A 26,762-nucleotide genomic window follows, 5' to 3' on the forward strand; every position below is an offset into this window, starting at 1 on the left:
GGCGAGATGGAGACTTTATCATTCGCCATTACAGAGATATTCGGGGAAATCATGCTCGACGACACGGACAGACGCATCCTTCGGCACTACCAGGCCGACCCGGACTCACCCGCCACCGAACTGGCGGAGCGCGCCGGCGTGACCGCTTCGACCTTGGCGCGGCGTCTGGAACGGCTGCGAGAAACCGGCGTGCTGAAGGGCGTGCGCGGTGTCATCGACTGGCACGCGCTGGGGTACGAGGTCGAGGTCAGCCTGCGTGTCACGCTGGACAAGACCCAGCCGCGCGCCTTCGACACCTTCATCGCTGCGGCCCGCGAGGTGCCGGAGGTGCTTGAGATCCAGACCTTCCTCGGGCAGGTGGACGTGCGCCTCGCCGTGATCGCCCGCGACATGCCGCATTACCAGCGCATCTACCGCGAGCGGCTGCTGGACCTGCCGCACATCCAGGACATCGAGGCGCTGATGCACGTCGCTCGCCTCAAGGACGAGGAGACGCTGCCGCTGTGATCGACCTCGACGACATCGACCGGGCGCTCCTCAGGGCACTGGCGGAGGACGCCACCGCAAGCGCGGGCGCGCTGGGGCGCGAACTCGGCCTGTCGCAACCGGCCTGCTGGCGGCGGATCAAACGGCTGCGCGAGGCGGGCCTTTTCCGCAACACGCGGCTCGACCTCGACGCGCAGGCGCTGGGGTTCGGGGTGACGGTCTTCCTCGGGGTGAAGCTGGCGACCAAGGGCCGCGTCAGCCTGGAGGACTTCGAACGCGCGGTATCCGCCATCCCGGAGGTGCAGACCGTGGAACACGTCCTCGGCGCCTACGATTACCGGCTGCGCGTGGTGGCCCGCGACATCGCGGATTTCGAGCGTGTCCTGCGGCGCCGGATCATGACGCTGCCGGGGGTCGGCAACCTCGATGCCAACGTGATGCTGTCCGAGGAACGCAGGCCGGGACCGCTGTTCGCGATCTGACCGGATGGGCCCGCTCAGGCCGACCGCCTGAGCGCCAGCGCCTCGTAGCGCTTCAGCTCGTAGCGGGAGAGGGGGCCCGTGTCCGGCCGCTGCGACAGGTCCGGGAAGCGGGCGATGATCTCGTCGCGTTCCTGGGGGCCCACCGTCTTCAGCGCCTGGCTGCCCAGATGCAGCGACTCCGCCGGACACCCTTCGGCAAAGATGATCTGGTGACGTTCGAACAGCAGGTGGTAATAGTGCACGACCGGGCATTCCTCGATCAGGATGTCCCGCCCGTCGACAAGGTGCTTGGCGGCGACCAGCACTTCCGTCTGGCCGAACATCAGCTCCGCCTGCGGGCCGCTGAACAGCATGCGGTGGTTCTGTGACACGACGAGGTCGCGCAGGTTGCCCAGGGCGCCGGCGCGGATGCGGACCGGCGCGTTCTGCCCGATCCCCGGCTGCCGGTCGGACCCGGCCCACATCACCGGCTGCGGTCCGTCGTCCTGCGTGACCACCAGGTCACCTTCCTTCAGCGTCTCGACATAGCGCGGGCCGTCTGGCGTCTCGATCAGGGTGCCGCGCGCAAAGCAGAGCACCACGTAGATGTCGTTGCCGCCCGCGCCGCCGTGGAAGATACCGTCAGCCTGTTCGCTGCTGCCGCCGTCGATTGTGTCATTGGCGTTGTAGTCGTTGTCCCGGTATTGGTCGATGAACAGCGGCACGCCGTTGTAGACCACGTCCGACAGGTCGGTCCCGGCGACGAGGAACAGCTGGTTGAGGTCGGGCGCGTCCGGATCGTCCGACGTCAGGACGTTCGCGTTCAGCCGCAGGTAGTTGTCGCCGACACCTGCGGTGTTTCCGCGGATCGTGCCGTTCTGCCCGTTGTCGCCTTCGTAGACGTATTTCGTCGTCCCGGCGAAGTAATCGGCGGCGTTGTCGTAGACGGTGATCCGGGTGATTTCCGACGCATGGCTGACGCCGCCGTCCTCGGTGGCGTCAGCCACCTCGATGAGGATGATGTCGTCGTGTTCCCACAGGAACTCGGCGTCCCTGAGGAGCATGCCGCCCTCGTCGAAATTGCCCCCGTGGTTGACGACCGAAAGCTTCGGGCCGCCCACAATGCTGTACGCATTGAGGAGGATCGTTGTGTCCGCCATTCTGCTCTGCCCCGGCGCCGGGTCTTCGTGCCCGGCTGCTCTTTGATTGTTGCGGAGTTTAACAGGTTCTCAGGGTTCGTGAATCCCTTTGTTGACGCAGCAATGACACTGAGGCATCTGCGACACGACCACCGGGACCAAAGGTTGTTTTGCCAAGCGGCGCGCGCTGCGGTAGGTCCGGGGCAACGACCTTTGGAGGGATATATGGCTGCTTTGCTCGACAACATCGACCCGGAGGGGCTCGAGGAGTTTTCGGTGGTCTTCACCGACCGTTCGCTGAACCACATGTCGGCGGCGTTCCAGCAGGTGATGCGCGACATCTCGGGCATGCTGCGCGAAGTCTACAACGCCGATGCGGTGGCGCTTGTCCCCGGCGGCGGCACCTACGGGATGGAGGCGGTGGCCCGCCAGTTCGGCCAGGGCACCGACGTTCTGGTGGTGCGCAACGGCTGGTTCTCTTACCGCTGGTCGCAGATCTTCGAGGCCGGCAAGTTCGGCGGCGAGACCACGGTGCTGAAGGCCCGCCGCCCCGGCAACGCCACCGACGCGCCGTTCTCGCCCGCGCCGATCGAGGAAGTGGAAGCCAGGATCGCCGAAACGAAACCCGGCATCGTCTTCGCCCCGCACGTGGAGACCTCGGCCGGGATGATCCTGCCCGACGACTACATCCGGCGCATGGCGGCGGCGGCGCATGACGTGGGCGCGCTGATGGTGCTGGACTGCATCGCCTCGGGCTGCGTCTGGGTCGACATGAAGGACTGCGGCGTGGACGTGCTGGTCTCGGCTCCGCAGAAGGGCTGGTCGGCGACGCCCTGCGCGGGCCTCGTGATGATGTCCGAACGCGCGGTGGCCCGGCTGGAGGAGACGACCTCCGACAGTTTCGCCGTGGACCTGAAGAAGTGGCGCCAGATCATGATGGCCTACGAGGACGGCGGCCACGCTTACCATGCCACCATGCCGACCGACGGCCTGCGCGCCTTCCGCGACGCCATGGCAGAGACCAAGGCCTACGGCTTCACCCGCCTGAAGGAGGCGCAATGGGCGCTGGGGAACGCGGTGCGGGACCTTTTCGCCGAGAAGGGTGTGAAATCGGTCGCGGCAGTAGGGTTTGCCGCGCCGGGTGTCGCGGTGTTCTACACCTCCGACCCGGATGTGAAGTCGGGCAAGGCCTTTGCCGCGCAAGGCATGCAGATCGCCGCGGGCGTGCCTCTGGCCGTGGACGAGGGTCCGGAGTTCTCGACCTTCCGGATCGGGCTGTTCGGCCTCGACAAGCTCTATGACGTGGATGGCACGGTGGCGCGGCTGAAGCGCGTCGTCGACGCGGTGTTCTGAGCGGTTTTCCGTTCGAGGAGGGTGGGGGCGCTGCCCCCGCCGCTCCTGCGGAGCGGCTCCCCCGAGGTATTTTTCACCAAGATGAAGGGGGGGCGCGTCAGCCGCCCGCGCCGAGCCCCATCTTCATCAGCGATGTGCGCACCGGTTTCAGGCCGTAGAGCGCGTCGAGCCCCCTGGCCCGCAGGTCGCGCAGCGGTTGCGACGACATCTGCGAGATCCGGTTCAGAGCGGTGATCCCCGCGACGCGTGCCCGGATATCGGTGATCCGGCGGCGGTGGTAGGTGTCGAGCATCTCCGCATCTCCCAGCCGGTCGGGATGTGCCACGGCAAGGTCGCGCAGCGTGACCAGATCGCGCAGGCTCATGTTCAGCCCCTGCGCGCCGATGGGCGGCACCACATGAGCGGCTTCGGCGACAAGCGCGAGGCGCTGGCCGGACAGATGCTCGGCCTCCTGCGCGATGATCGGCCAGATGCTGCGGCGCGAGGCCAGCTCCAGCGGCCCGAACAGGTGGCAGGACCGTTCCGACATCTCCGCTTCGAACGCCGCCTTGTCGAGCGTCATGCGCTTTTCGGACTTCGGGCCGTCGTCCATCCAGACAATGGCAGAGGAGGGGCGGCCTTCGAAATCCGGCAGCGGCACCAGCGTGAAGGGCCCGCCGCTGCGATGCACCTCGGTCGAGACGTTGCCGTGCGGGATCGGGTGGGTCACGGCGAAGGCCAGCGCCTTCTGCCCGAAGCGCGTGGTGCGAACGCCGATCCCCGCCGCCTGCCGCATCGGCGAATTGCGCCCGTCGGCTGCGATCACCAGCCGCGTGCGGATGCGGCTGCCGTCGGAGAGCGAGACGCGCGCCTCGCCCTCGCGGGTGAAGAGACCGGTCGTGGCGGTGCCGGGACGGAAGTCGACCTGCGCCAGTTCACCGAGCCGCGCCGCCATTTCACGCCGCAGCAGCCAGTTGGGCAGGTTCCATCCGAAGGGCTTGTCGGAAATGTCGCCGGCGTCGAAGTCCTTGACCACGCGCGGCTCCGGCGCCGCGCCCCCTGCGTCGACGATGCGCATTGTCTGCAGCGGCATGGCGTGACCGGCGAGCCGCGACCAGAGGCCGATCTCGTCAAGGAAGCTTTGCGCCGGTTGCAGGAAGGCGGTGGTGCGCAGGTCGGAGCCTTCGGCCTCGCGCTCTGTCACCGGGGGGGCCGGGTCGACCACCAGCGTCGAGAAACCGGCCTGTGCAAAGGCGGCGGCCGCGGTCAGTCCCGCGATGCCGCCGCCCGAGATCGTGATGTCGTAATCCATGGACACTCTCCTTGCGCCGAAACCTAGGGCGCGCAAGGGCAGATCGCCATGCGACGTGATGGGTTATCTGCCGACCGAGATCAGGATCAGGACGACGTACATCACCGGCACCAGTGCCAGCGCGATCATGGCCAGCGCCGGAAGGCCCCAGGTCCAGGTGGCAAGCGCGGTAAGCGCCACGAAAAGCGCCACGCACATCAGGATCAGTGTCTCGACGCGGGCAGGGGTCCTGGCGGCGTCTTGGGACAGGGCGGCGTCTTGGGTGGTCATGGGCGGGTCTCCTGCAATTGTCCTGCGTGACATATACGTTTGACGGGCAAGGCATACGTGCGAAATGCCGCATGTGACGGATCGCGCGGCTGCGGGCGCCACGGCCCGCAGCGGGATCACCGCCGCGTGTGCTTCTTCACGCGGTCGAGAAACCCGGTCAGATCGTCGGTGTGATGATGGATGTGGTCCGCTGGCGCAGCCTCGGGGGCGACGTGCACTGTCACCATGCCGAGACCGTGCGGCACGGCGAGGTTTCTCGGGTCGTCCTCGAACATCACCGCCTCGGCCGGATCGAATTCCTCCTTGGCAAAGATCTTCGCAAAGGCATCGGCGTGCGGCTTTGGCAGGTAGTCCGCATCCTCCACGCCGTAGATCGCGTCGAAGGCATGTTCCAGCCCGCGCGCCTTCAGCACCTGCGCGGCGTAGGGCGCGCTGCCGTTTGTGTAGACCACCCGCCGTCCCGGCAACTGGCCGATCAGTTCGGCGAGGTGCGGATCGGGTGTCAGCGCGTCGAAGGAGATGTCGTGCACCTCCGTCAGGTAACGCTCCGGATCGACGCCGTGGTGGGTCATCAGCCCGGCCAGCGTCGTGCCGTGGTCCATCCAGTAGCGGTGGCGCAATTCGTCGGCGGCCTTGTGAGAGACCGACAGGGCCTCCATCACGAAAGCGGTCATCTTCGCCTCGATCTGGTCGAAGAGCCGCATCGCGGGCGGGTAGAGCGTGTTGTCGAGGTCGAAGACCCAGGTGCGCAGTCGGGAAAAACGGTCCATTGCGGCAGTTTACCCCTGCTGCGGCAATGAGGCAAAGCAAGTTGCTTGTACGTTAGCGCCCCAAAGGTCTATTTTGCCGGGAAGATTTCAAGGAAGCCCCATGGCCCAACCCAAGACCGCCCAGAAGGACGCGTATTCGCTGATCCTCGACGCCATCGATTCCGGGGTCTACCGGCCCGGGGACCGTCTCGTGGAGAGCGAACTGGCGGATCGATTCGGCGTGTCGCGTACGCCGATTCGCGAGGCCCTGCAACGGCTTGAAACGCAAAGCCTGCTGGCGCGGGACGGGCGGTCGCTGATCGTGGCCTCGCTCGACCACAACCAGATGGCAGAGCTTTACGCCGTGCGGACGGAGCTGGAGGGGCTGGCGGCGCGGCTGGCCGCCCGGCACGCCACGGAGGAGGAGATACAGGTCCTCACCGAGATGGTCGAGGAAGACCGCGCCCTGATGAACGATCCCAACGCGCTGAGCCGGGCGAACCGGCGGTTTCACAAGATGATCCACCTTGCCTCACACAACCGCTACCTCGTGCAACAGCTCGACCTCGTGCACCGGTCCATGGCGCTGATGGCCACCACCTCGCTGGCGGCGCAGGGAAGGGGCGAGATTGCCATGGCAGAGCACCAGGCCATCGTCGACGCGATTTCCCGGCGGGACGAGGATGCGGCCTACCAGGCGCTGCGCGACCATATCTCCGTGGCATTCGTGACGCGGCTGAAGCTCGACACGCAGGAGGCGCTCGGCGCCTGAGGGCGCTCAGAGCTTCGTGTCGGGCGGGATGTCCGCCCCCGGCGCATCGGGCGAGGAATGGCCGTGCTGGGTCTTGTCCCAGAAGAACGGATTGCGCAGCGTCTCCCACAGCGACTTGTAGATCGCGACGGTGCCAAGCGGGAAATAGGCGAAGAGCGTCGGAACCCATGGGAACAGCGACCGGTGCGGGCTGCGCGCCAGGGCCGCCATGCCGACCAGCAGGGTCATCCCTTCTGCCGTCAGGAACACCGCCGTCAGCGCCAGGATCCCGCCGCGCCCGATCCACGGGTCCAGCGGGTGCGGCAGCCCGGCGAGGATCAGCCAGAACGACCAGAGCACCGGCGCAAAGGCGAACTGCAGGATCGTCCCGAGGAACAGCGCCTGCATCCCGAAGAACCGCTTGGGCCCGAGGTCACGCCACAGCCGGCGCGGGCGGCGCGAATGGACCCACCACGTGATGACGTAGCCCTTCAGCCATCGGGACCGCTGCTTGATCCACGGCCAGAAGCGGTTGTTGGCCTCCTCCCGGGTGACGGAGCGGATCATCTCCGTCCGCCAGCCGTAGCGCGCCAGCCGGATGCCGAGGTCCGCGTCTTCCGTCACGTTGTGGGCGTCCCAGCCCCGCACCTCCTCCAACGCCTCACGCCGGAAGAAGACGGTTGTGCCGCCGAGCGGAACGGCGAATCCCATGCGGGCGAACCCGGGAAGCAGGATGCGGAACCAGCTGGCGTATTCGACGGCGAAACAGCGCGACAGCCAGTTGGCGCGCGGGTTGTAGAAGTCGAGAATGCCCTGAAGGCAGCCGACCTCTGGCGCGGCGGTGTCGAAGGCGCTGACCACATGGTCGATCTGGTCGGGGGCGGGCGCGTCTTCGGCGTCGTAGATGCCGACGATGGCGCCACGGGTGAAATGAAATGCGTAATTCAGGGCCCGCGGCTTCGTGCGGATGCGGCCCGGCGGCACGACGACGGTCCTGATCCATGGCGGCAGGGCCGTGCGTTCGATGGTCGCGCGGGTGACGGTATCTTCCGCCTCCAGCACGAGCACCACGTCCAGCAACGATTTCGGATAGGTCAGCCGTGACAGCCGTTTGACGAGCGTTCCGGCAATCTCCTGTTCATGAAACAGCGGCACAAGGATCGAAACCACCGGCGGATCGGCGGGCAGGGCGTGACGTGGCGGCGCCAGGCGACGGGGCACGGCGATGAGCGCGGCGAGCTTCATCCCCTGCGACACCATCAACGAGCCGAGGGCCAGCACGAGGCCTATGGCAAACAGCAGCGCCGGAGCGGTGGCGAGCATGGAGAGGCAAACGAGGCTGACAAGGATCGCCAGCGCGGTCGTCGCCGGACTGGAGGTGTTAAGATCGCGGCAACTGTCCTCCGGCCTGACCCAGTTCTCGGCGGCGGTGGCCAAGGCGTCGCCGTGCCGCTGGGCGATGTCGTCGTGGATGTCGGCCTCTGTCGCGAGGGCCATGACCACCGGCCCGATGTCCGGCGGCAGGAGCGGCAGCAGTTCGTCATACCGTTCGGGGCGCGCTGTGGCGAGAAGGAGCGTGTCGCCGACCTTGATCCAGGGCAGCACGCCGTGCCTGAGGCAGAAGTCGGCGGGCAGGAGCTGCGCCAGTGCCGGATCGGGCGGGGAAGTCGCGCGATCCAGGGCCATGGCGCCGTAGTGTTGCGCCTGCGCCTGAAGGACGTCCTTCCGGGTGGCAAGCGCCTCCGCCATGACGACGGTGGACACGGGCTGATCCAGCCGGGCCGCCTCTGCCAGTGCCACAAGCATGGTGCGCGGCGCAACGGTCCCGGCCTCCATGAGGATGTGACTGACAGGCTGGCCCCTTGGCCCGCGAGCCTGCGCGAGGGTGACGTCCGTCAACAATAGGCGGGTCTGGGTCATGGGGGGTCCGGCTTTGCCTGCCGGGAGTGTCGTGCATGGGGTTTAAGGAGCGGTTAATGACGGCCGGGCTGACGCGTATATTTTTTTATTTAGTGCAAGGCGTTAATGGATTTTCTTAAGGTTGGTTAACAAGTTGGAAACGGGTTGGGCGGAATATCGGCCGGCTTGGCCTGGAGGCTCAGGCAACCCGAGCCTCGCAGGGCGTGGGGCCCCGTCCGGGCGATTGATGCCGGTTTGCGCTGCGGCGACGACATTGCGCCGGACACGAACGGAAAAGGCCCCGGCGCTCGGGGGCGTCGGGGCCTTTTGTCAGGAAGGCGGTCGGCAAGGACCGCCGGAAACACCTCAGGCGCGCGCCATGGAGGCGGCGAAGCGTTCGAACAGGTAGAAGCTGTCCTGCGGGCCGGGGCTGGCCTCCGGGTGGTGCTGGACGGAGAACACCGGGCGGTCGGCCACGCGGATGCCGCAGTTGGAGCCGTCGAACAGCGACACATGCGTCTCCAGCACGCCGGAGGGCAGGGTCTGGCTGTCCACCGCAAAGCCGTGGTTCATGGAGGTGATCTCCACCTTGCCGGTCTCCATGTCCTTGACGGGATGGTTCGCGCCGTGGTGGCCGTGGTTCATCTTGATCGTCCGTGCCCCCAGCGCCAGCGCCAGCATCTGGTGGCCGAGGCAGATGCCGAACACCGGCAACTCGGTCTTGTTCAGCAGGTCCTGGATCATCGGCACGGCATAGGTGCCGGTCGCCGCCGGGTCGCCGGGGCCGTTCGACAGGAACACGCCGTCGGGCGAGTGCGCCATCACGTCCTCATAGGTGGCCGTGGCGGGCAGGACGGTCACTTCGCAGCCGGCAGAGGCGAGGCAGCGCAGGATGTTGCGCTTGGCGCCGTAATCGACCGCGACGACCTTGTGACGGGCCTCTGTCTGGCGGACGTAGCCGTCGGGCCAGGCCCACCGCATTTCGTCCCAGCGGTAGGATTGCGCGCAGGTGACGTCCTTGGCGAGGTCGAGCCCCTCGAGCCCGGAGAAACTGCGGGCCGCCGCGACCAGTGCCGCGATGTCGAAGTTGCCGTCGGGATCGTGCGCAAGTGCCACATGCGGCGCGCCGGACTGGCGGATCGCACGGGTCAGGCGGCGGGTGTCGACGCCGCCGATGGCGATGCGGCCACGGGCCGAGAGCCATTCCGACAGGCCCTGCGCGGCACGCCAGTTCGACGGCGCGGTGGGCATCCACTTGACGACCATGCCTGCCGCCACCGGATCGCCGGTTTCGTCATCCTCGGGGTTCACGCCGACGTTGCCCACGTGCGGGAAGGTGAAGGTGACGACCTGACCGGCGTAGGACGGATCGGTCATGATTTCCTGGTAGCCGGTCATGGCGGTGTTGAAGCACAGCTCGGCGGTGACCTGGCCGGTGGCGCCGAAGCCCTGCCCGTAAAAAAGTGTACCGTCGGCTAGGGCGAGGCATGCGGTGGGCGCGGGCTTTTGGCTCGGCATGGGGCGACTCCGGACTGTGGGCAAATCGTGCGGAACCTAAGCCCGCACCGGGAGGCGGTCAAGAGCCCGTTCTGAAAATGTAAATCCCTTTTATTTCAGGGCCTTGGGCAAATCTGGCGGAGTTGCGCCGACGCGGCGGTTGGGATAGGGTCGGGTCTTGAATGTGGATAACCGCGGGGATTGCGGCATGGAATTGCGCGAAAGAGTCAACGTGGCCGTCAAACAGGCGATGCGGGAGAAGGACGCCGCGCGGCTGTCCACCCTGCGCCTGATCAATGCCGCGATCAAGGATCGCGACATCGCGGCCCGTGCAGACGGGCAGGAAAACGGCGTGGACGACTCCGAAGTGCTGGCGATCCTCGGCAAGATGGTCAAGCAGCGCCGCGAGAGCGCGAAGACCTACGAGGAAGGCGGACGGCTGGACCTGGCCGAGCGCGAGATGGCCGAGATCGAGGTGATCGAGGAATTCCTGCCGCGCGCGCTGAGCGATGCGGAGGTCTCGGCGGCGGTCGATGCGGCGGTCGCGGAAGTCGGCGCCGAATCCATCCGCGACATGGGCCGGGTGATGGGCGTGCTGAAGTCGAAGTACACCGGCCAGATGGATTTTGCGGCGGCGGGCCCGCTGGTGAAGGCGCGGCTGGCCTCCTGACAGTGGCGCGCGGCTGGTTACACGGGTAAACGCCGCGGTCATCTTCCCTGAAAATCGGTTGATATATGCGGTCCCTGCGGTCGTGCGGCGAGGTCGGTCCTTCGCTTGGGTTCGGCCCTTGGGATGACGTGTGTGCGAGTCGCGGCTGTCTGATAGCTGCGGTTCACGCAACGCGCGCCGGGGTACCGGGCCGTTCGGTGGGCAGGGCTTGTGGCGCAGGCCGGGCCTTACGCAAGGCGTGGAACCGGGCCGTTCCCAGTGCCGGGAATTCGTTCGGAAAGCGGGACACTTTCGGCCGGTACGGGGGGTCGAAACGGCCGGTTGTTAACCTTTGCGCCCGCGCGCCGAATGACGCTGCGTCGCAAACGGTTAACGGGGGAAGGCGGCGCGAAGCCCCGCCCTACACCGGTTGCGCGTCCGGGTCCGTTCCCGACTGTCCCGGTGGCGGCGACATGGTGGCCAGCTCTTCCGGCAGTTCCTCGGGCAGGGGGAAGCCCTGCGCGATGCGGGCCAGCTCCTCGGGGTCGTCGATGCGGAAGCGTTCGACGAACTTCGTCTTGAAGCTGACACGGCCGCGCCGGGCGCCGAAGTTCTCGCCGTGGTTCAGGACGTAGAGCACCGCCGGGAAGGACAGCGGTGCCAGCCGGTGCCCGGCCAGCGCGGCGAGATAGGGGAACATGCGGTGTTCATGCTGGGTCATCGCCTGCAGGAAACCCGCCGATTGCGGCAGGTCCGGATCGTGGGCCACCGCCGCGCAGCTGCCGCAGAGTTTCCAGAAGGGTTTGCGCATCGGTTCGCGCAGGGTCGGCGCATCGGCGAGGGCGATCACCCCGGTGGCGTCGTCCATCACCAGCCCCTGCTGCACGAGGTAGCCGCCCGGGGCCTGCCGGCGCAGCATCTCGCGCACCATGCCCTGCCGCATCAGGTCGTCGGCGTCGAAGCTCATGACGTAGGAGGGGCCGGTGTCCAGCCGGTCGAGCTGACCGTAGAGGGCGGCCAGCTTGCGCCACTTGTCGTTGCCCGGGGTCGGGTCGTCAAACGGCAGGAAGTGGATGCGGCGGTCGTCGGGCAGGAGCGGCCGTTCCTGGCAGCAGACAATCGCCTGCCAGTGCGGATCGTCCTGCGCGATCATGCATAGCAGCGTGGCGCGCAGGCGGATGTTCACCGCGCGCCAGTCGCCAACCTGCTCCGGCCCGACCAGCGGAATGAGGAAGATCACCTGCCGGCGCATGGCAGGCACCCGGGTCCGGAGCGCGTGGCGCAGGGCGAGGGCCGCGGCCTCGGACGGGACGGGGGTCAGCCGGTCGGCGATGTCGTCGCGCCCGGCGCGGGCGGCCAGCGAGAGGGCGGCGCGGTGCCATTTGGGTGTTGCGGGGGCCTGGGCCATCTCAGCTCTCCTTCGCGCGGCGGACGGCGGTCAGCAGGTCGGTGTAGAGCGCCTTGCGTTCGTCCTCGGACAGGAAAGCGCCGATCTCGACCTCGCGCCCGCTGCCCTTGAGGGTGACGTAGTTGGGAACCGGGCCGCCGGTCTCGTGCAGGGAGACGGTGACCCAGAAGGTATTGGCATCCCACGACAGGGAGTCGCCGCGCGGATCGGTGCGCACGAGGCTGGTGGTGTCGTGGGAGAGGGTGAGCACCTCGAGGATGCGGCGGTCGCGGAGGTTGCGGCGCAGCGCGTAGTAGAGCGCGGCGGTGGCGGCCAGCATGAACGGCAGGAGCCCCCAGAGCACCAGCGTGCCGAGGACGCCGTAGAGCGGGATCGAGGCGGCGAGGAAGAAGCCCAGCACCATGGCGGCGAAGCCCCTGGGCGACAGGGAGTTGTGCGGCCAGAGCTGCATCTCCTGTACGTGCGCGCGCGGGGGGGTCGTCCAGTGGTACGGCATGTCAGTCCTATAACGTGCCACATGGCGTCCGCAAAGCGGGAAGCTGTCGTGTTTCCGGGAGGTTGCGACCGTTTCGCGCAGATGCAGGGCAGCGGGCGGTGCGGTCATGCCCGGGCGGGCCCGCGCACGATCCGGAGGACGATCTGCCCCAGCGTCAGCGCGGCGAAGACCAGGAGCGCCAGACCGGCGATTGCGGTCAATGCCTGCTGCACCTCGAGCGTCCAGAACATGGCCGGCAACTCTTCGGCGTCGGGCATCACGCCGCGGACGTGCAGAGCCCCGAACTCCACCGCCGAGAGGATGCCGTGCTGGGTCAGCACGCAGAGCGCCATGTTGCGTCCGAAGCGCAGCGCGCGAAGGAAGTCGATCACGAAGTAGACCGCCGGGAAGATCGCGAAGGTCAGCGCCACGCGGGCGAAGAGCCGGGGCAGCGGGATGGTGGAGAAGGTGTCATGCAGGGAGGTGTCGCGCAGGGCCGGGATCTCGGTCATCGCGTGCAGCCATCCGGCATAGAGCGCCCATGAGAACGGGATGGACAGCAGGAGGATCGGCGGCCAGCCCGGGCGCCTGAGGAAGGCGGCAAACGGCAGGGCCGTGACGATCAGGAGGACGATGTAGGACAACGGGGGCTCCGGCTGCGGAGGGGGAGAGACAGGAAGATAGCGGGCGCCCTGACCGGAGAAAGGCCCGGAGCACATGCGCCGGTCGGTGTGTGGCCTTCGTGCCAGTGGCCGCCGGGCGGAGAGTGCGCTGGCGGGATTGGCCGCGTCCCGTCCGGACGGCGGAAATCAAAAGGCCCCGCGAGCGTGTCGCGGGGCCTTCCGGTTGTCTTTCAGAGCGGCGCTCAGTGCGCGTGGCCCTTATCCCAGTCTTCCTGCTTCGGGAGCTGCTCGAAGGTGTGCTCCGGCGGCGGAGAGGGCAGGGTCCACTCCAGCGTGTCGGCCCATTCGTTCCACGGGTTGTTCTGCGTCACCCGCGCGCCACGTGTGAGCGCGTGGAAGATGATGAAGAAGAACAGCAGGAACGAGGCGAAGGAGATGAACGCACCGATCGACGATACCATGTTCCAGGTGGCGAAGGCCTCCGGGTAGTCGATGTAGCGGCGCGGCATGCCCTGACGGCCGAGGAAGTGCTGCGGGAAGAAGGTCAGGTTCGCACCGATGAACATCATCCAGAAGTGCAGCTTGGCCATCGGTTCGGAGTACATCCGGCCCGACATCTTCGGCAGGTAGAAGTACATGCCCGCGAAGATCGCGAAGACGGCGCCCAGCGACATCACGTAGTGGAAGTGTGCCACCACGTAGTAGGTGTCGTGGTAGGCGCGGTCGACGCCTGCCTGGCTCAGCACCACGCCGGTCACGCCGCCGACGGTGAAGAGGAACAGGAAGCCGAAGGCCCAGAGCATCGGTGCCTTCATGTCGAGCGAGCCGCCCCACATGGTTGCGATCCACGAGAAGACCTTCACCCCTGTCGGAACCGCGATGACCATCGTTGCCAGCATGAAGTAGGACTGCTGCGACAGCGACATGCCGACGGTGTACATGTGGTGCGCCCACACGACGAAGCCGAGCGCGCCGATTGCGATGATCGCCCAGACCATCGGCAGGTAACCGAAGACCGGCTTGCGCGAGAAGGTCGCGATGACGTGGGAGATGATGCCGAAGCCCGGCAGAATCACGATGTACACTTCCGGGTGGCCGAAGAACCACAGGATGTGCTGGTACAGGATCGGGTCACCGCCGCCAGCCGGATCGAAGAAGGTCGTCCCGAAGTTCCGGTCGGTCAGCAACATGGTGATCGCGCCGGCCAGGACGGGCAGGGACAGCAGGATCAGCCAGGAGGTGACGAAGATCGACCAGGAGAACAGCGGCACCTTGAAGAGCGTCATGCCCGGGGCGCGCATGTTCAGGAAGGTGGTGATCATGTTGATCGCACCGAGGATCGAGGACGCACCGGAGACGTGCACCGCGAAGATCGCGAGGTCGGTGGAGAAGCCCCCTTCGGTCGTCGAGAGCGGCGGGTAGAGGACCCAGCCGATGCCCGAACCGAGCTGGCCGTTGCCGCCCGGCGAGAAGACCGAGCAGACCGCAAGCGTGGTGCCCGCGACATAGAGCCAGAACGACAGGTTGTTCATCCGCGGGAACGCCATGTCCGGCGCGCCGATCTGCAGCGGCATGAAGTAGTTGCCGAAACCGCCGAACAGCGCCGGGATGACGACGAAGAACATCATCAGGATGCCGTGGGCGGTGATCATCACGTTCCAGAGGTGCCCGTTCGGCGTGCAGTTCTCGATCGCGGTCGGGAACAGGCGTGCGCCTTCCATGCACATGAACTGAACGCCCGGCTCCATGAGCTCCATGCGCATGTAGACGGTGAAGATGACGGAGATCAGGCCGGCGAAGGCCGACACGATCAGGTAAAGGATCCCGATGTCCTTGTGGTTGGTCGACATGAACCAACGGGTGAAGAACCCCCGGTTGTCTTCATGCTCGTGGCCATGAATGGCGGCGTCTGCCATTGTCTGCCTCCCTAGCGTTTCCATGCAGGGACGCCCGAAAAGACTCCTGGCAAGAATCTTTCCGTGCGTCCGGTGTTCTGTCCCGTTTTTTAGAATGTGTCCGCGACTGCGTCCATGCGGCGATTTGATCTCGATCAAACTTTTTGTCGCACCTCGTTGAAGCAGGGGCGGTGCTTGACGGTGATTGTCACGGACGCTTGAAGATCGGGCGTTCTGGATAGGGCTTCTGCTGTGGTGTGGCGGCCACAGGCGAATCGTTCGCGACGGGGCGGCGGGTGTCTTCCTGGCTGCCAAGATGCCTTGGGGCCGCGCGAAATGCGCCGCGCAAGTCATTGGCGTTGTTTTCTATTTCCGGGGGGGGTGTCGGTCGGCGATTGGTCCGGAGCGGCCGGGCGTCGTGCGGATGCGCACCGGCGACGGCGCGGGGAAAACATGCGCCGCCCGCTGCCGCCTTAAGACCCTGTTAGGGGCCTGTGCGACACCCTGCGGGGCGGCGTTTGCTGACGTGGAACCGGGGCGGGTCAGGCATTCCTGACTGTCGGTCCGGGCGGAAGTGCCTATTTTTGTACTACGGCCACGCAACAAAATTGCCCGTGCACCGTTTGTGAGGAGGAGGCTACCATGACTGCTATCGATATGATGTCCGTTCACACCACCGGCAGCACGCTGCGCCAGCGCCTCGCCCGGATGTTCGAAACGCCGTTCGACCGGCGCTATCGCCAGCGCACCGCGACCATCGCGGCCCTGCGCGCCAAGTCCGACGCGGATCTTGCGGCGATGGGCCTGACGCGGGACGAGATCGTGCCGCACGTCTTCCGCGGCCGCGCGGTTATCTGAGGCGTCCAGCGTCCCCCGGGGGACGTCAGGCCGAGACCTGCGCAGGCAGCGGGCCGAAGACCTGCTCGAAGGTCTCCCTCAACGCCACGTCGAGGTCGTCCATCGTCACCGGCAGGCCCAGATCGACAAGGCTCGTCACCCCGTAATCGGTGATTCCGCAGGGCGTGATGCCGTCGAAATGGCTCAGGTCCGGCTCGACGTTGATCGAGATGCCGTGAAAGCTCACCCACTTGCGCAGGCGGATGCCGATGGCCGCGACCTTGTCCTCGGCCATGCGCCCGTCGGGCAGGGCGGGTCGGTCGGGCCGCTCGATCCAGACGCCGACACGGCCGTCGCGGATGTGGCCGCGCAGGTTGAAGGTGTCGAGCGTGGCGATCACCCAGTTCTCCAGATCCTGCACGAAGCGGCGCACGTCCTTGCCGCGCTTGCCCACGTCGAGCATCACGTAGACCACCCGCTGGCCGGGGCCGTGATAGGTGTACTGCCCGCCGCGCCGCGTGTCGTGGACGGGGAAGCGGTCGGGGTCCTTCAGGTCTTCGCGTTTCGCCGATGTGCCGGCGGTGTAGAGCGGCGGATGTTCGAGCAGCCAGACGCATTCACCGGCCTCGCCACGGGCGATGGCATCGGCGCGGGCCTCCATGAAGGCAAGCGCCTCCTCGTAGGATGTCAGGCCGTCACTGATCTTCCATTCCACCATGCGCCCGCCGGGACGTCCGAGCCCCGCCTCCCTGATGTGCATCGCCGCGGCGGCGGACCGGGCCGCCTGCCTGCGCCACCGGAGGTAATGCGAATGGGAGCAAAGCGCAACGCGGGGACTTCGGTGCTGCCTTGATCGGCTTTCGGCCAGGCGGGCTAGGCACATCCTGTGCCACATGGCCCGGGGCGTTCCCGACCCTCCCGCAAACTGTCGGCACGGCAATGCAATTTTCCTCTTCACATTGCCGGCGGGCTTCGCTAAGAGGCGCGTCACCAAGCCTAGACAGTGCGGTCGTGGCGGAATTGGTAGACGCGCAGCGTTGAGGTCGCTGTGGGGTAACTCCCGTGGAAGTTCGAGTCTTCTCGACCGCACCATTCAAAAAACGCCCCCGCTCAGGGGGCGTTTTTTTGTTGCCGCCCCAACCACATCAGGGCGGGTTCTGGCGCGGCATAGCATGCGGATCGCAAGCGTTCGGGCCGTGCGGGTCCGCGGGATCGGGGGCGCGCCGAAGGGGCGTCCGTTTTCTCTGTTCAGCTGTGTTCGGGGTGGACTGGTCAGCGGGGCTGACCTTAAATGTCGGCATGATCCTGCAGACCCGCATTCCCTACGATGTCCTGACACCGCGCCGTCTGCCGGGCGTCGCCCCGTTCGAGATGGCCGACTGGCTGCACGTGGACGAGGCCTATGCCGGACAGATGGCCGAGCGGGTGCGGCTTCTGTCAGAGCGGCGGAGCGAGGTGCTGAGGCTGGACCCGGACGCTCATGCGGCGGCGGCTGAATTGCTGGACACGGTGCTTGCGCATCTGCCGGAGGGGTTCGTGTCAGAAGGTCTGCGCGTCGCCTGTCCGGACGGGCGCGTGGTGGAGATCGACAGGGCCGATCCGCTGGGCACGCTGGGGCATATCGTGCAGGAAGACCTGTGCCTCATGGAGCCTCGCGACGGCGTGCATGTGCTGACCGGCGCGGTGCTGTGTTTCCCGGCAAGCTGGCTTCTGGCAGAGAAATTCCTCAGGCCGTTGGTGGGGATACATGCGCCGGTCGAGGTCTATGACGACGGGCTGGCCGCCCGGGTTCAGCGGCTGTTCGACGGAGTGCAGGCGGGTCGGCCGCTTTGGCGCTACAACCTGCTGCATTACGACGATCCGACGCTGTTCCAGCCGCGCTCGGAACAGGCGCGGCGTCCGCACGTGGACCAAGAGACGGCCCCCTTCACCCGCAGCGAACGGCAATGCCTCGTGCGCCTGCCAAAGACCGGCGCGGTGGTGTTCTCCATCCACACGTATGTCGTGGCCCGGCGGGCTGGCGGGGCTGTGCCAGCTACCTGAGCGAATTGGCTGGCAAGGCACAGGCGACGGCGTTTCGTGCAAGGTTTCGGGGGGATCGCGCAGTATTGGCGCCCAAAGGATGCTGGATCTTCGGAGAGATTGAGCGATTGGTGCACGGAAATTGGCGTTTCAGGGCATAACCGGTCCGGAACGCGAAACGCCCGGCGCGACGCCGGGCGTTTGAGGTGTCAAAAGCGACGTCTGCCGCAAACACGTAGTCAGGTGCATGCCGGAGCGTCGCCGCAACCGGCAACCCGTCAATTCACGAGGGCACCCATCACACCGTCCAGCCGGTTCGTGTTGTGAAGGACGGCGAATAGGCACGTCACCGCAAGCGTCTGCGACGCAAGGCGGAAGTCCATGCCCCGCAGGCTGACGATGTAGACGAAGACCGCCGCCGGGAAGTAGACGATGCCCAGAACGCCGGTCATCAGGTAACCCGCGACGGACAGCCGGCGTTTGGCGGGCTCCTGCGCTTCAAGCTTCACCTTGTAGGGCGCTAGGCGCTCTGCGGTGCTCGGACGCATTTCGACCGGTTCGGGCTTTGACGTGGCGTACGGGCTCTTGCTGATGCGGCTGTTCAGGTTCTCGTGCTCGAAGAGCTCGTTCTCCATCTCGGCGTCGACTTCCGGCATCCGGCGGGGCGACACGTAGGACCGCAGGCGGATGAAGTCGTCGCGGTCCAGCAGCACGTCCGGCGAATACCATTCGAGGATATCGGCGGAGGAATGATCGAGCGCGGTCAGCACCGTGTCCGACAGGATGCGCGCGGCCTTCTCGTCGTCGAGCGGCTCGCCGTCGGCGGTGATGACCTCGAGCACGACGCGCGGGCCGTAATCGCTTTGTTCTTCGGCGATCACGTTAATGCCGTAGCGGCGTCCGAAGACCTTGTTGGCATGGGCGGAACGGTGGGGTTTTGCGCCCGGCGCCGGGTCGAGGCGGGCCAGCACGCGGGCTGCGCTTTCGACGTAGGGCGCCGGATCGAGATCGGCGGCATCAGGAAGAATCAGACCTGCGTACGGATACTCGGCACTGCTCATGGCGGGCTCCTTAGGTTTATTCGCGGCGCTTCGGCGCGCCGCGTTAACCAATGTGTGCCTGCAGATCGTGGTCCGATTTGGGCGAAATGAAGCAACTTTCTTGTCAATTTAGACGAGAAAATTGAGTGTCATATCAACCTTAAGTTTACAGATTCGCCCGGGGCCGAACGCAGTCAGTTGCCGACGGCCTGAGCGGCGTAAGCAATGGCGCGCTGGTAATTGCCGCTGTCGTTCCACGCGGAAAGCGCGCGGAAGTTCGCGGTGCCTTCGCCGAAGGGCTGGCCCGCCTTCCAGCCGTTCTGCCGCAGCAGGTTGGCAGCAGAGGCAAGGGCGTCGGCGGCATTGTAGGGATCGGCCCGGCCGTCGCCGTTGGCGTCGACGCCGTAGCGCATCCAGTTGCCGGCGAGGAACTGCATGTGGCCGAGTTCACCCGAGGGGCCGCCCTGCGTGTTTGCAGAGATCATGCCGCGGTCGACCATCATCAGCGCCGCTTCGGCGTGGGGCTCGAATCGCGGGTGGCGGCGGCAGTAGGAGGACAGTGTCACGGCGCCGTCCACGATCGAGGTCTTGCCGAGGTAGCCGCCCCACGATGTCTCCAGCCCCCAGATCACTGCAAGCACGCTGCCGGGCACGCCGTACTGGCGCTCGACAGCGTTGAACAGGTTGGCGTTCTTGTTCATCCGCGAGCGCGCAGCGTTGACGAAGTTCTGCGCGGAGCCGCCGGTGCGCTTGGCGAGGAAGGTCGCCGGGTCGGAGTAGGAAACGCCGGTCTGGCTGGCGGGACGCGATTCGAACTTCCAAGTGATCGAGGACAGTTTCGCGCCCTGCAGCGCCTGAAGGCCGCGCTGGCCCACGCCGCGGGATGCGGCCTGCTGGGCGAATGCGGCCTTGTAGGCGCCGAAGGAGCCCTGGTCGGTGATGCAGCTCGCCGCGAAGGCGGGAGAGGCTGCGAGAAGGGACAGCAGGGCTGCGTGGACGATACGGCGCATCGGTTTCTCCGGATAAGTACAGTTAGACGGAGACTAGCATTCGAATTCCGCGCGCCAAGGGTCGTTCGTCAGATCATGCCGGAGAAGCCACCGGAGACCACAAGCGTGGTCACGGTGACGATGAGGGAAGCGACACGCAGGGCGGGGTTTTCCATGACGGTGCCGGCGGCGGAGACATGCCCATGCATGCGGCTACGCTCGCCCGCGATTTCGCCCGGGGTTGCGCCGCGGAGGAAGGCGTCGCGCATGTGGGCCTCGAACGCGGCGACATGGGCATCGTAGCGGCGGTCGGTGTCGCGGACCTGACTGGGGCGCATCGTGACGGCGCGGCGGGCCACGATCCGGCGGGGGGCCACGGGCACCGGGGCGAAAGCGGTATCGAGACCTGCGAGGAAGGCGGCGCGCGGGATGGCCGTCTTCGTGTTCTGCCAGATGACGGATGTGACCTCGAACGCGCGGGCGAAGCGGTAGGCGAGTTCGGCCATGCGGGCGGAGGCGTCTGCCTCGCCGAGATCGAGCGCGAGGGTGACGACCGTCTCTTCGGCCCTGTGCGCCATGGAGAGCGACAGCGCGAGGCCCGGTGCGACCATGCGCAGGCCGTTAAGGGAAACGTCATCGACCCGGAGGCCTTCGGCACGCAGGTGCGGTTTCAGCACGTCTGCCATACGCGGCAGGGCGACGGACGGGCGGCCTTCGAAGACGAACGTGGCGATTGCGGTCATGGTGATTTTTCCCCGGTTTTTCTTTGTTTGTAGGGGCAGTCTTGCCGCCGTCTTTGCAAGAATCTGGACCTTATCTTGGGGTATTTGGGCGAAACCGCCACAGTCCGTCATAGTTGTGCAAATGTGGTCTTATTCACGTTCAAATGTGGCGATACCGCCGCAAACCCCGGCAAATGCCATATTTTCGACATGAAAACCAAGCTTCGGAAACGGTTTGTTTCCGAGCGCCCTGAAAAACCTGTCTTGACGTGACTTTGCGTCAACGGAAACGGGCCCCGCGAAAACGCGGAGCCCGTCCAGGAAAATGCGTGCCGTCCGGCTGGATCAGCAGGAGTAGTACAGTGCGAATTCCACCGGGTGCGGCGTCATTTCGTACATTTCCAGCTCTTCCATCTTCAGCTCGATGTAGCCTTCGATCTGGTCCTTGGTGAACACGTCGCCGGCCAGCAGGAAGTCCATGTCGGCTTCCAGCTCCGTCAGGGCCTCGCGCAGCGAGCCGCAGACGGTCGGGATGCCGGCCAGCTCTTCCGGCGGCAGGTCGTAGAGGTTCTTGTCCATGGCTTCGCCCGGATGGATCTTGTTGGTGATCCCGTCGAGGCCGGCCATCAGCAGGGCCGCGAAGCAGAGGTAGGGGTTGGACGACGGGTCGGGGAAGCGGGCCTCGACGCGCTTTGCCTTCGGCGACTGGGTCCACGGAATACGCACGCAGCCCGACCGGTTGGAGGCGGAGTAGGCGCGCAGAACGGGGGCCTCGTAGCCCGGGACCAGACGCTTGTAGGAGTTGGTCGACGGGTTGGTGAAGGCGTTGAGCGCCTTGGCGTGCTTCAGGATGCCGCCGATGAAGTACAGCGCCTCGTCGGAGAGGTCGGCGTACTTGTCGCCCGCGAAGAGCGGCTTGCCGTCCTTCCAGATCGACATGTTGACGTGCATGCCCGAGCCGTTGTCGCCCTTGATCGGCTTCGGCATGAAGGTTGCCGAACGGCCGTAGGCCTGTGCCACGTTGTGGATGACGTACTTGTACTTCTGGAGTTCGTCGGCCTGCTTGGTCAGCGAGGAGAAGACGAGGCCCAGCTCGTGCTGCGAGGTCGCCACTTCGTGGTGGTGCTTGTCGACCTTCATGCCGAGGCGCTTCATGGTCGAGAGCATCTCGGAGCGGATGTCCTGGCCGTCGTCGGCCGGGTTCACCGGGAAGTAGCCGCCCTTGTAGGTCGGACGGTGGCCCAGGTTGCCCATCTCGAACTCGGCGTCGGTGTTCCATGCGGCGTGGTCGGCGTCGACCTCGTAGGACACCTTGTTCGGGGTGACGGCGATCTTGACGTCGTCGAACAGGAAGAACTCGGCCTCGGGGCCGAAGTAGGCGACGTCACCGATGCCGGAGGACTTCAGGTAAGCCTCGGCCAGCTGCGCGGTGCCGCGCGGGTCGCGGTTGTAGGCTTCGCCGGTGTCGGGCTCGACGACGGAGCAGTGGATGCAGAGCGTCTTCTCGGCATAGAACGGGTCGATGTAGACCGACTCCGGGTCGGGCATCAGCTTCATGTCGGAGGCTTCGATCGACTTCCAGCCGGCGATGGAGGAACCGTCGAACATGAAGCCTTCTTCAAGGAAGTCCTCGTCAACCAGGTCGCTCATCACGGTCACGTGCTGCAGCTTGCCGCGCGGATCGGTGAAGCGGATGTCGACGTAGGCAACTTCCTCGTCCTTGATCAGCTTGAGAACGTCAGCGTTGCTCATTCTGTAGTGTCCTTCTCTGTCAGAATTGGATTTTGTTTGCAGGGGCGCCGCGCGCGGGCGCGACCCCGTGAGGTCAACCAGTGGTCAGAGCGCGTCCGAGCCGGATTCGCCGGTACGAATGCGGATTGCCTGCTCGACGTGACTCACGAAGATCTTGCCGTCGCCGATCTTGTCGGTCTTGGCCGCGGAAACGATGGCCTCGATGGCGCCATCGACCTGATCGTCGTCAAGAACGATCTCGATCTTCACCTTGGGAAGGAAGTCCACCACGTATTCAGCACCGCGATACAGTTCGGTATGGCCTTTCTGGCGGCCGAAACCCTTCACCTCGACGACGGAAAGGCCCTGGATGCCGGCCTCCTGCAAAGCCTCTTTCACTTCATCAAGCTTGAACGGCTTGATGATGGCTTCGATCTTCTTCATGAGGTTCTCCCCCCTTTCGCATCCCGTGTCGGGCTTCGGCAGACCATTTCTGCCTTGTGCCCACAATCACATAGAGTGTCAGTTGGGGGGCAATGGCCATCCGAACTTGAGGCCTAGATCGTTTTTTAAGCGATATGATTAAAAAAGCGACAAAATGGAAACGCAGGGTCAGATGATGACGGAAACGGTGACGGCAGAGCAGATGCGGGCGCTCGAACAGGCCGCGATGGACAGCGGATCGGTCACCGGTCTGGAGCTGATGGAGCGGGCCGGGCAGGGGGTGGCCGAGGCGATAAAGGCGCATTGGCCCGATGCGCGGCGGGCCGTGGTCCTCTGCGGCCCCGGCAACAATGGCGGCGACGGATTCGTGGTGGCGCGCCTTCTGGCGGACAGCGGCTGGGAGGTCGAGGCGCTTTTCCATGGCGAGGCCGACCGGCTGCCGCCGGATGCGCGCACGAACCACGACCGCTGGGCCGCGATGGGTGCGGTCGGGCCGCTGACGCTCGGTGCCGTAAAGCAGGCCGGCGAACCCGATGTCTGGGTCGACGCGATCTTCGGCATCGGCCTGTCGCGGCGCCCCACCGGAGAGCTCGAACGCGTGCTGTGCCACTTGGCAGGTCATGGCGGCGACCGGATGACCCTGCAGCCGAAGCTGGTTGCGGTGGACGTGCCCTCCGGTCTCGACGCGGACACCGGAGAGATCCCCGGCAAGGGGGCAGGGGAATGGGCCCCGCCGTGCCCGTTCTGCGCGCTGACTGTGACCTTCCACCGCGCCAAGCCCGGCCATCTTAGCGGAGAGGGCCCGGAGCATTGCGGGAAACTGATCGTCAAGGATATTGGGCTTTAACACAGCCACATGCCCGGAGGTGCCATGCAGTCGGAAACCATCACGCGCGACACGCTGCCGGATCTTGCGAAGCGGGTCGATCAGCACAAGTACGACCACGGCCATGCCGTTGTCCTTTCGGGACCGCCGGGGCAGGGCGGGGCGGCCCGCTTGGCGGCAAGGGCGGCGCTGCGGGTCGGCGCCGGTCTTGTGACGCTCGGCTGTCCGCTGCGTGCGGTGACGGAAAACGCGGTGCAACTGACGGCGATCATGATCCGCGGGCTCGACGGAACGGCGGGGCTGGCCGAGATGCTGGAGGATGAGCGCTACAATGCCCTCTGCCTCGGGCCGGGGCTTGGGCTGGGGCCTGCCACCGGCGAACTGGTGCGCGGTGCGCTGAAGGCGCGGCGGGGCACGGTGCTGGACGCGGACGCCCTCTCCCGCTTCCAGCGCGAGCCGCAGGCGCTGTTCGACATGCTTCACGACAATTGCGTCCTGACACCCCACGGCGGCGAATTCCGGCGGCTGTTCCCCGATCTCGCCGGGCGGATGGAAAACGACGACGCGTTCTCAAGGATCGATGCCGCGCGCGAGGCGGCGATGCGCGCCGGGGCGGTGGTGCTGATCAAGGGGGCGGAGACGGTCATCGCCGCGCCGGACGGGCGGGTGGCGGTGAACGCGGCGGTAGAAGAGCGCGCCGCGCCGTGGCTGGCGACGGCCGGCGCGGGCGACGTGCTGGCCGGGATTGTCTGCGGGCTGATGGCACGACGGCTGCCCGCCTATGACGCCGCGAAGGCCGGCGCATGGTTGCATGTGGAGGCGGCGCGCGCCTTCGGCCCCGGCCTCATCGCGGAGGACCTGCCGGAGATGCTGCCGCGGGTGTTCCGCGACCTCGGGCTCTAGCGCGGCCTCAGGCGGGGGCGGTCACGCATTGCACCGCCGCCAGTTCCAGCCCGTCGGCATAGAGGATCTGCGGCATCTCGAAGTGCAGCTCGAACAGGTCCAGCCTCTGCCGGCCGAGGCTGCGGATATAGGTGCCGTCGATCAGCCTGCAGGCCGGAACCAGCGCCTGACTGGCCCCGAACAGCGCACTGGCGCGCCAGTCGCGAACCAGAATCTCCTGACGGGCGGGAAGGATCACGTCCCGGTCGGGCCGCGCGTTGCCCAGCGTGCCATGCGCGATGCTGACCGCCTCGACCGTGATACGGCGGTGGCGCAGCCTGTGCAGGCGCGCGGTGCCCGAGGTGCGGGTGATGATCCGGTCGCCGGGTGTCAGGTGTTCGACCGGCAGTTCGCCGTCGAGAGTCAGCACAAGCGTGCCCGCGCAGACCGCATTCAGCGGCTCGCGTGACACGACATGCCGCGCGCGCAACTGCGCGTTCGGTCGGTTCGTCATTTCTGGGCGTCCTGCTCTGGTTGCCTCTGGTTTTTGCAGGAGTGTCCCGTAACATGCGGCCAAAGTCACGGATTTTCTGACCGGGGCCGCATTGCTTTTTTCCCTCGCAAGCGCGCGGGGCCTTTGCTATGGAGCGCGCCACGGAGCGGGTGTGGCGAAATTGGTAGACGCACCAGATTTAGGTTCTGGCGCCGCAAGGCGTGGGGGTTCAAGTCCCTCCACCCGCACCACCGTTCACGGCACGTTCGACAGGCTGCCCATGATCGTCGCATGAGACGCCCGGCTGGGTCCTCGCTGTGACAAGTGAAAATCCCGGTTTTTCCGCAACTTAGGGCAGCGCACCATGGTCGTGTGATCCATTCGATCGGGCGCAGGCTGCGCGTCGCCTGGGGCATTCTGCCGATGGTCAGGCTGCATTATACATGGCACGCAAAGTCGAAGCCGGTCTTCGGCGGCCTTCTCCTTATGTCGTCCACGCGCCGGAGAAAATCTTCTGAAAAACGTCACGAACGATATCACAGACCGGTGATTTCCAGTCCGGTCGCGTTAGATGCGGTTGACAGCAGCGGTCGATCTCGATCCCGACCGCCGAAGCCGGAGGACTTCGATGACCGACACGCCAGACACCCTCCGATCACGCTCCCACTGGGCGGTGATCGGCCTCTTCCTGATCGCGGCGGGCGGGGTGCTGCTGCTTGCGCGGACCTTCCTGATGCCGCTGATCCTCGCCTTCCTGCTTTCGCTGACATTCTCTCCGGTGAGGCGCTTCTTCAAGCGGACGGGCCTGCCCGACGCCATCTCGGCGGGTATCATCGTGCTGTCGCTGGTCTCGCTTTGCGCGGTGGCCGCCGGGGGGCTGGCCGGGCCGGTGCAAAGCTACATCGACAACGGCCCGAGCATCATGCGCGACGTGGAGATCAAGCTGCGCGGCATCAGCGACCTCGTGGCCAAGGTCTCGGACGCGACCGAGAAGGTCGACGAGCTGACAGATACCGACGCCGAGGGGCCGAAGGTTGCCGTCGACACGGGGCCGGGCCTCTTTACCCAGGCGGTCATGAGCGTGCCTTACGTGATGGCCCAAGCTGTGCTGACGCTGGTGATGCTCTTCTTCCTCATCGCGTCGGGCGACATGTTCTATGAAAAGCTCGTGGCCGTCAGTCCGACCTTCAAGGACAAGCGCCGCGCCATCCGCATCGTCTATGACATAGAGCGCAAGATCAGCCGCTATTTCCTGACCATCACCGTGATCAACGCGGGGCTGGGGGCTGCTGTCGGCCTTGCCCTCTGGGCGCTGGGGATGCCGAACCCGGTGCTGTTCGGCGTGCTGGCGTTCGCGCTGAACTTCATCCCCTTCATCGGGGCGCTGGCCGGGGTGGCGCTGACCTTTGCCATCGGCATCGTGTCGTTCGACACCGTGGGTGCAGCGGGGCTGGCGGCGGCCACCTACTTCGTGCTCACCAGCATCGAGGGGCAGCTCGTGACGCCCTATGCCGTGGGGCGCAGCCTGAACCTGAACCCGGTGGCGGTGTTCGTGGCGGTGGCCTTCTGGGGCTGGGCCTGGTCGGTGGTGGGCATGTTCGTGGCGGTGCCGGTGTTGATCATCGTGCGCGCGATGTCCGAACGGGTCGACAGCCTGCACGGGCTGGGCGTGTTCCTTTCGGGACGCGGGGACGACGATCTGGGGCATACGCAGCCGGAGTGAGCGCGCCCGGGCCGGTTCGCGTCGGGAGGCCGGGCGAGGCCGCCACCCGGGTCCGGGGGGCGGCTGCGGGCTTTGCGGGCCCTCGGTTCCGTTGCGGTCACCCGGGG

27 protein-coding genes and 2 tRNA genes are annotated in these 26,762 nt (G+C 66.2%); 12 read left to right on the top strand and 17 right to left on the bottom strand.

Features of this window, described 5'->3' with window-relative positions; translation table 11 throughout:
* Positions 1-51 precede the first annotated feature (51 nt).
* Entirely contained in the window at positions 52-507 is a 456-nt protein-coding gene (locus QNI11_RS07565) for an Lrp/AsnC family transcriptional regulator (RefSeq protein ID WP_100927118.1), read from the top strand.
* Entirely contained in the window at positions 504-968 is a 465-nt protein-coding gene (locus QNI11_RS07570) for an Lrp/AsnC family transcriptional regulator (RefSeq protein WP_283982943.1), read from the top strand. The genes QNI11_RS07565 and QNI11_RS07570 overlap by 4 nt, the downstream gene beginning before the upstream one ends.
* Positions 969-982: 14 nt before the next feature.
* Here the strand turns inward: QNI11_RS07570 and QNI11_RS07575 are convergent, their stop codons facing one another.
* Positions 983-2,107: a Hint domain-containing protein gene (locus QNI11_RS07575; protein ID WP_283982944.1), complete on the bottom strand. Its 1,125-nt coding sequence runs from the start codon at positions 2,105-2,107 to the stop codon at positions 983-985.
* A 204-nt stretch (positions 2,108-2,311) separates the two neighbouring features.
* On the opposite strand from QNI11_RS07575, the gene QNI11_RS07580 reads away from it, so the two are divergent.
* On the top strand, positions 2,312-3,439 hold the full coding sequence (locus tag QNI11_RS07580) for an aminotransferase class V-fold PLP-dependent enzyme (protein WP_283982945.1): 1,128 nt from the start codon (positions 2,312-2,314) through the stop codon (positions 3,437-3,439).
* A 97-nt stretch (positions 3,440-3,536) separates the two neighbouring features.
* Here the strand turns inward: QNI11_RS07580 and QNI11_RS07585 are convergent, their stop codons facing one another.
* The 3 genes from QNI11_RS07585 to QNI11_RS07595 all read right to left on the bottom strand — a co-directional run bounded on the left by QNI11_RS07585 (position 3,537) and on the right by QNI11_RS07595 (position 5,770).
* Positions 3,537-4,730 (bottom strand): UbiH/UbiF family hydroxylase, encoded by a 1,194-nt coding sequence (locus QNI11_RS07585; RefSeq protein WP_283982946.1) that lies wholly within the window; start codon positions 4,728-4,730, stop codon positions 3,537-3,539.
* Between the two features lie 63 nt (positions 4,731-4,793).
* Entirely contained in the window at positions 4,794-5,000 is a 207-nt protein-coding gene (locus QNI11_RS07590) for a hypothetical protein (RefSeq protein ID WP_283982947.1), read from the bottom strand.
* A 116-nt stretch (positions 5,001-5,116) separates the two neighbouring features.
* A complete protein-coding gene (locus QNI11_RS07595) occupies positions 5,117-5,770 on the bottom strand; it encodes a pyrimidine 5'-nucleotidase (RefSeq protein ID WP_100927112.1) in 654 nt (217 codons plus the stop codon).
* 100 nt (positions 5,771-5,870) lie between these two features.
* Between QNI11_RS07595 and QNI11_RS07600 the strand changes: the two genes are divergently transcribed.
* The gene (locus QNI11_RS07600) at positions 5,871-6,521 is read left to right on the top strand and encodes a GntR family transcriptional regulator (RefSeq protein WP_100927111.1); all 651 of its coding nucleotides are present in this window, start codon (positions 5,871-5,873) and stop codon (positions 6,519-6,521) included.
* 6 nt (positions 6,522-6,527) lie between these two features.
* Here the strand turns inward: QNI11_RS07600 and QNI11_RS07605 are convergent, their stop codons facing one another.
* The gene (locus QNI11_RS07605) at positions 6,528-8,420 is read right to left on the bottom strand and encodes a glycosyltransferase (protein ID WP_283982948.1); all 1,893 of its coding nucleotides are present in this window, start codon (positions 8,418-8,420) and stop codon (positions 6,528-6,530) included.
* 345 nt (positions 8,421-8,765) lie between these two features.
* Positions 8,766-9,917: a glutamine-hydrolyzing carbamoyl-phosphate synthase small subunit gene (gene carA, locus QNI11_RS07610; protein WP_100927109.1), complete on the bottom strand. Its 1,152-nt coding sequence runs from the start codon at positions 9,915-9,917 to the stop codon at positions 8,766-8,768.
* Positions 9,918-10,104: 187 nt separating this feature from the next.
* On the opposite strand from carA, the gene QNI11_RS07615 reads away from it, so the two are divergent.
* On the top strand, positions 10,105-10,566 hold the full coding sequence (locus QNI11_RS07615) for a GatB/YqeY domain-containing protein (RefSeq protein ID WP_100927108.1): 462 nt from the start codon (positions 10,105-10,107) through the stop codon (positions 10,564-10,566).
* A 400-nt stretch (positions 10,567-10,966) separates the two neighbouring features.
* Here the strand turns inward: QNI11_RS07615 and QNI11_RS07620 are convergent, their stop codons facing one another.
* The 4 genes from QNI11_RS07620 to ctaD form a co-directional block, all read right to left on the bottom strand.
* On the bottom strand, positions 10,967-11,953 hold the full coding sequence (locus tag QNI11_RS07620) for a hypothetical protein (RefSeq protein WP_283982949.1): 987 nt from the start codon (positions 11,951-11,953) through the stop codon (positions 10,967-10,969).
* A 1-nt stretch (position 11,954) separates the two neighbouring features.
* A complete protein-coding gene (locus tag QNI11_RS07625) occupies positions 11,955-12,449 on the bottom strand; it encodes a DUF2244 domain-containing protein (protein ID WP_283982950.1) in 495 nt (164 codons plus the stop codon).
* Positions 12,450-12,553: 104 nt separating this feature from the next.
* Positions 12,554-13,072, bottom strand: a complete 519-nt coding sequence (locus tag QNI11_RS07630; protein ID WP_283982951.1) for a hypothetical protein — start codon at positions 13,070-13,072, stop codon at positions 12,554-12,556.
* A gap of 221 nt (positions 13,073-13,293) precedes the next feature.
* Complete coding sequence (gene ctaD / locus QNI11_RS07635) at positions 13,294-14,967, bottom strand: cytochrome c oxidase subunit I (RefSeq protein WP_100927104.1); 1,674 nt, start codon at positions 14,965-14,967, stop codon at positions 13,294-13,296.
* Positions 14,968-15,588: 621 nt separating this feature from the next.
* Here ctaD and QNI11_RS07640 point away from each other — a divergent pair.
* On the top strand, positions 15,589-15,804 hold the full coding sequence (locus QNI11_RS07640) for a hypothetical protein (protein ID WP_254698265.1): 216 nt from the start codon (positions 15,589-15,591) through the stop codon (positions 15,802-15,804).
* A 25-nt stretch (positions 15,805-15,829) separates the two neighbouring features.
* Here QNI11_RS07640 and lipB read toward each other — a convergent pair whose 3' ends face one another.
* Positions 15,830-16,501 (bottom strand): lipoyl(octanoyl) transferase LipB, encoded by a 672-nt coding sequence (gene lipB, locus QNI11_RS07645; protein WP_283982952.1) that lies wholly within the window; start codon positions 16,499-16,501, stop codon positions 15,830-15,832.
* A gap of 287 nt (positions 16,502-16,788) precedes the next feature.
* Here lipB and QNI11_RS07650 point away from each other — a divergent pair.
* Positions 16,789-16,875, top strand: a tRNA-Leu gene (locus QNI11_RS07650).
* Between the two features lie 207 nt (positions 16,876-17,082).
* The gene (locus tag QNI11_RS07655) at positions 17,083-17,826 is read left to right on the top strand and encodes a DUF3445 domain-containing protein (RefSeq protein WP_283982953.1); all 744 of its coding nucleotides are present in this window, start codon (positions 17,083-17,085) and stop codon (positions 17,824-17,826) included.
* A 257-nt stretch (positions 17,827-18,083) separates the two neighbouring features.
* Here QNI11_RS07655 and QNI11_RS07660 read toward each other — a convergent pair whose 3' ends face one another.
* The 5 genes from QNI11_RS07660 to QNI11_RS07680 form a co-directional block, all read right to left on the bottom strand.
* Positions 18,084-18,866, bottom strand: coding sequence for a hypothetical protein (locus tag QNI11_RS07660; RefSeq protein WP_283982954.1), 783 nt, complete (start codon positions 18,864-18,866; stop codon positions 18,084-18,086).
* A gap of 173 nt (positions 18,867-19,039) precedes the next feature.
* On the bottom strand, positions 19,040-19,855 hold the full coding sequence (locus QNI11_RS07665) for a lytic transglycosylase domain-containing protein (protein ID WP_283982955.1): 816 nt from the start codon (positions 19,853-19,855) through the stop codon (positions 19,040-19,042).
* Between the two features lie 68 nt (positions 19,856-19,923).
* Positions 19,924-20,577, bottom strand: a complete 654-nt coding sequence (locus QNI11_RS07670; protein WP_283982956.1) for a hypothetical protein — start codon at positions 20,575-20,577, stop codon at positions 19,924-19,926.
* Between the two features lie 324 nt (positions 20,578-20,901).
* Positions 20,902-22,308 carry a type I glutamate--ammonia ligase gene (gene glnA / locus QNI11_RS07675; protein ID WP_100927099.1) on the bottom strand — a complete coding sequence of 469 codons (1,407 nt, stop codon included), beginning with the start codon at positions 22,306-22,308 and terminating at the stop codon, positions 20,902-20,904.
* A gap of 84 nt (positions 22,309-22,392) precedes the next feature.
* Entirely contained in the window at positions 22,393-22,731 is a 339-nt protein-coding gene (locus QNI11_RS07680; RefSeq protein WP_005856074.1) for a P-II family nitrogen regulator, read from the bottom strand.
* A 154-nt stretch (positions 22,732-22,885) separates the two neighbouring features.
* On the opposite strand from QNI11_RS07680, the gene QNI11_RS27710 reads away from it, so the two are divergent.
* Together QNI11_RS27710 and QNI11_RS27715 are read left to right on the top strand one after the other, a co-directional pair.
* A complete protein-coding gene (locus QNI11_RS27710) occupies positions 22,886-23,578 on the top strand; it encodes an NAD(P)H-hydrate epimerase (RefSeq protein ID WP_373418430.1) in 693 nt (230 codons plus the stop codon).
* Between the two features lie 24 nt (positions 23,579-23,602).
* The gene (locus QNI11_RS27715; protein WP_370313499.1) at positions 23,603-24,460 is read left to right on the top strand and encodes an NAD(P)H-hydrate dehydratase; all 858 of its coding nucleotides are present in this window, start codon (positions 23,603-23,605) and stop codon (positions 24,458-24,460) included.
* Positions 24,461-24,467: 7 nt separating this feature from the next.
* On the opposite strand, the gene QNI11_RS07690 is transcribed toward QNI11_RS27715, so the two are convergent.
* The gene (locus QNI11_RS07690) at positions 24,468-24,953 is read right to left on the bottom strand and encodes a Hint domain-containing protein (protein WP_283982957.1); all 486 of its coding nucleotides are present in this window, start codon (positions 24,951-24,953) and stop codon (positions 24,468-24,470) included.
* Positions 24,954-25,098: 145 nt separating this feature from the next.
* Between QNI11_RS07690 and QNI11_RS07695 the strand changes: the two genes are divergently transcribed.
* Positions 25,099-25,183: transfer RNA gene (locus QNI11_RS07695), tRNA-Leu, on the top strand.
* A 377-nt stretch (positions 25,184-25,560) separates the two neighbouring features.
* Positions 25,561-26,655, top strand: coding sequence for an AI-2E family transporter (locus QNI11_RS07700; protein WP_254698264.1), 1,095 nt, complete (start codon positions 25,561-25,563; stop codon positions 26,653-26,655).
* Positions 26,656-26,762 lie beyond the last annotated feature (107 nt).

Source organism: Sagittula sp. MA-2 (assembly GCF_030126985.1).
GTDB lineage: Bacteria > Pseudomonadota > Alphaproteobacteria > Rhodobacterales > Rhodobacteraceae > Sagittula.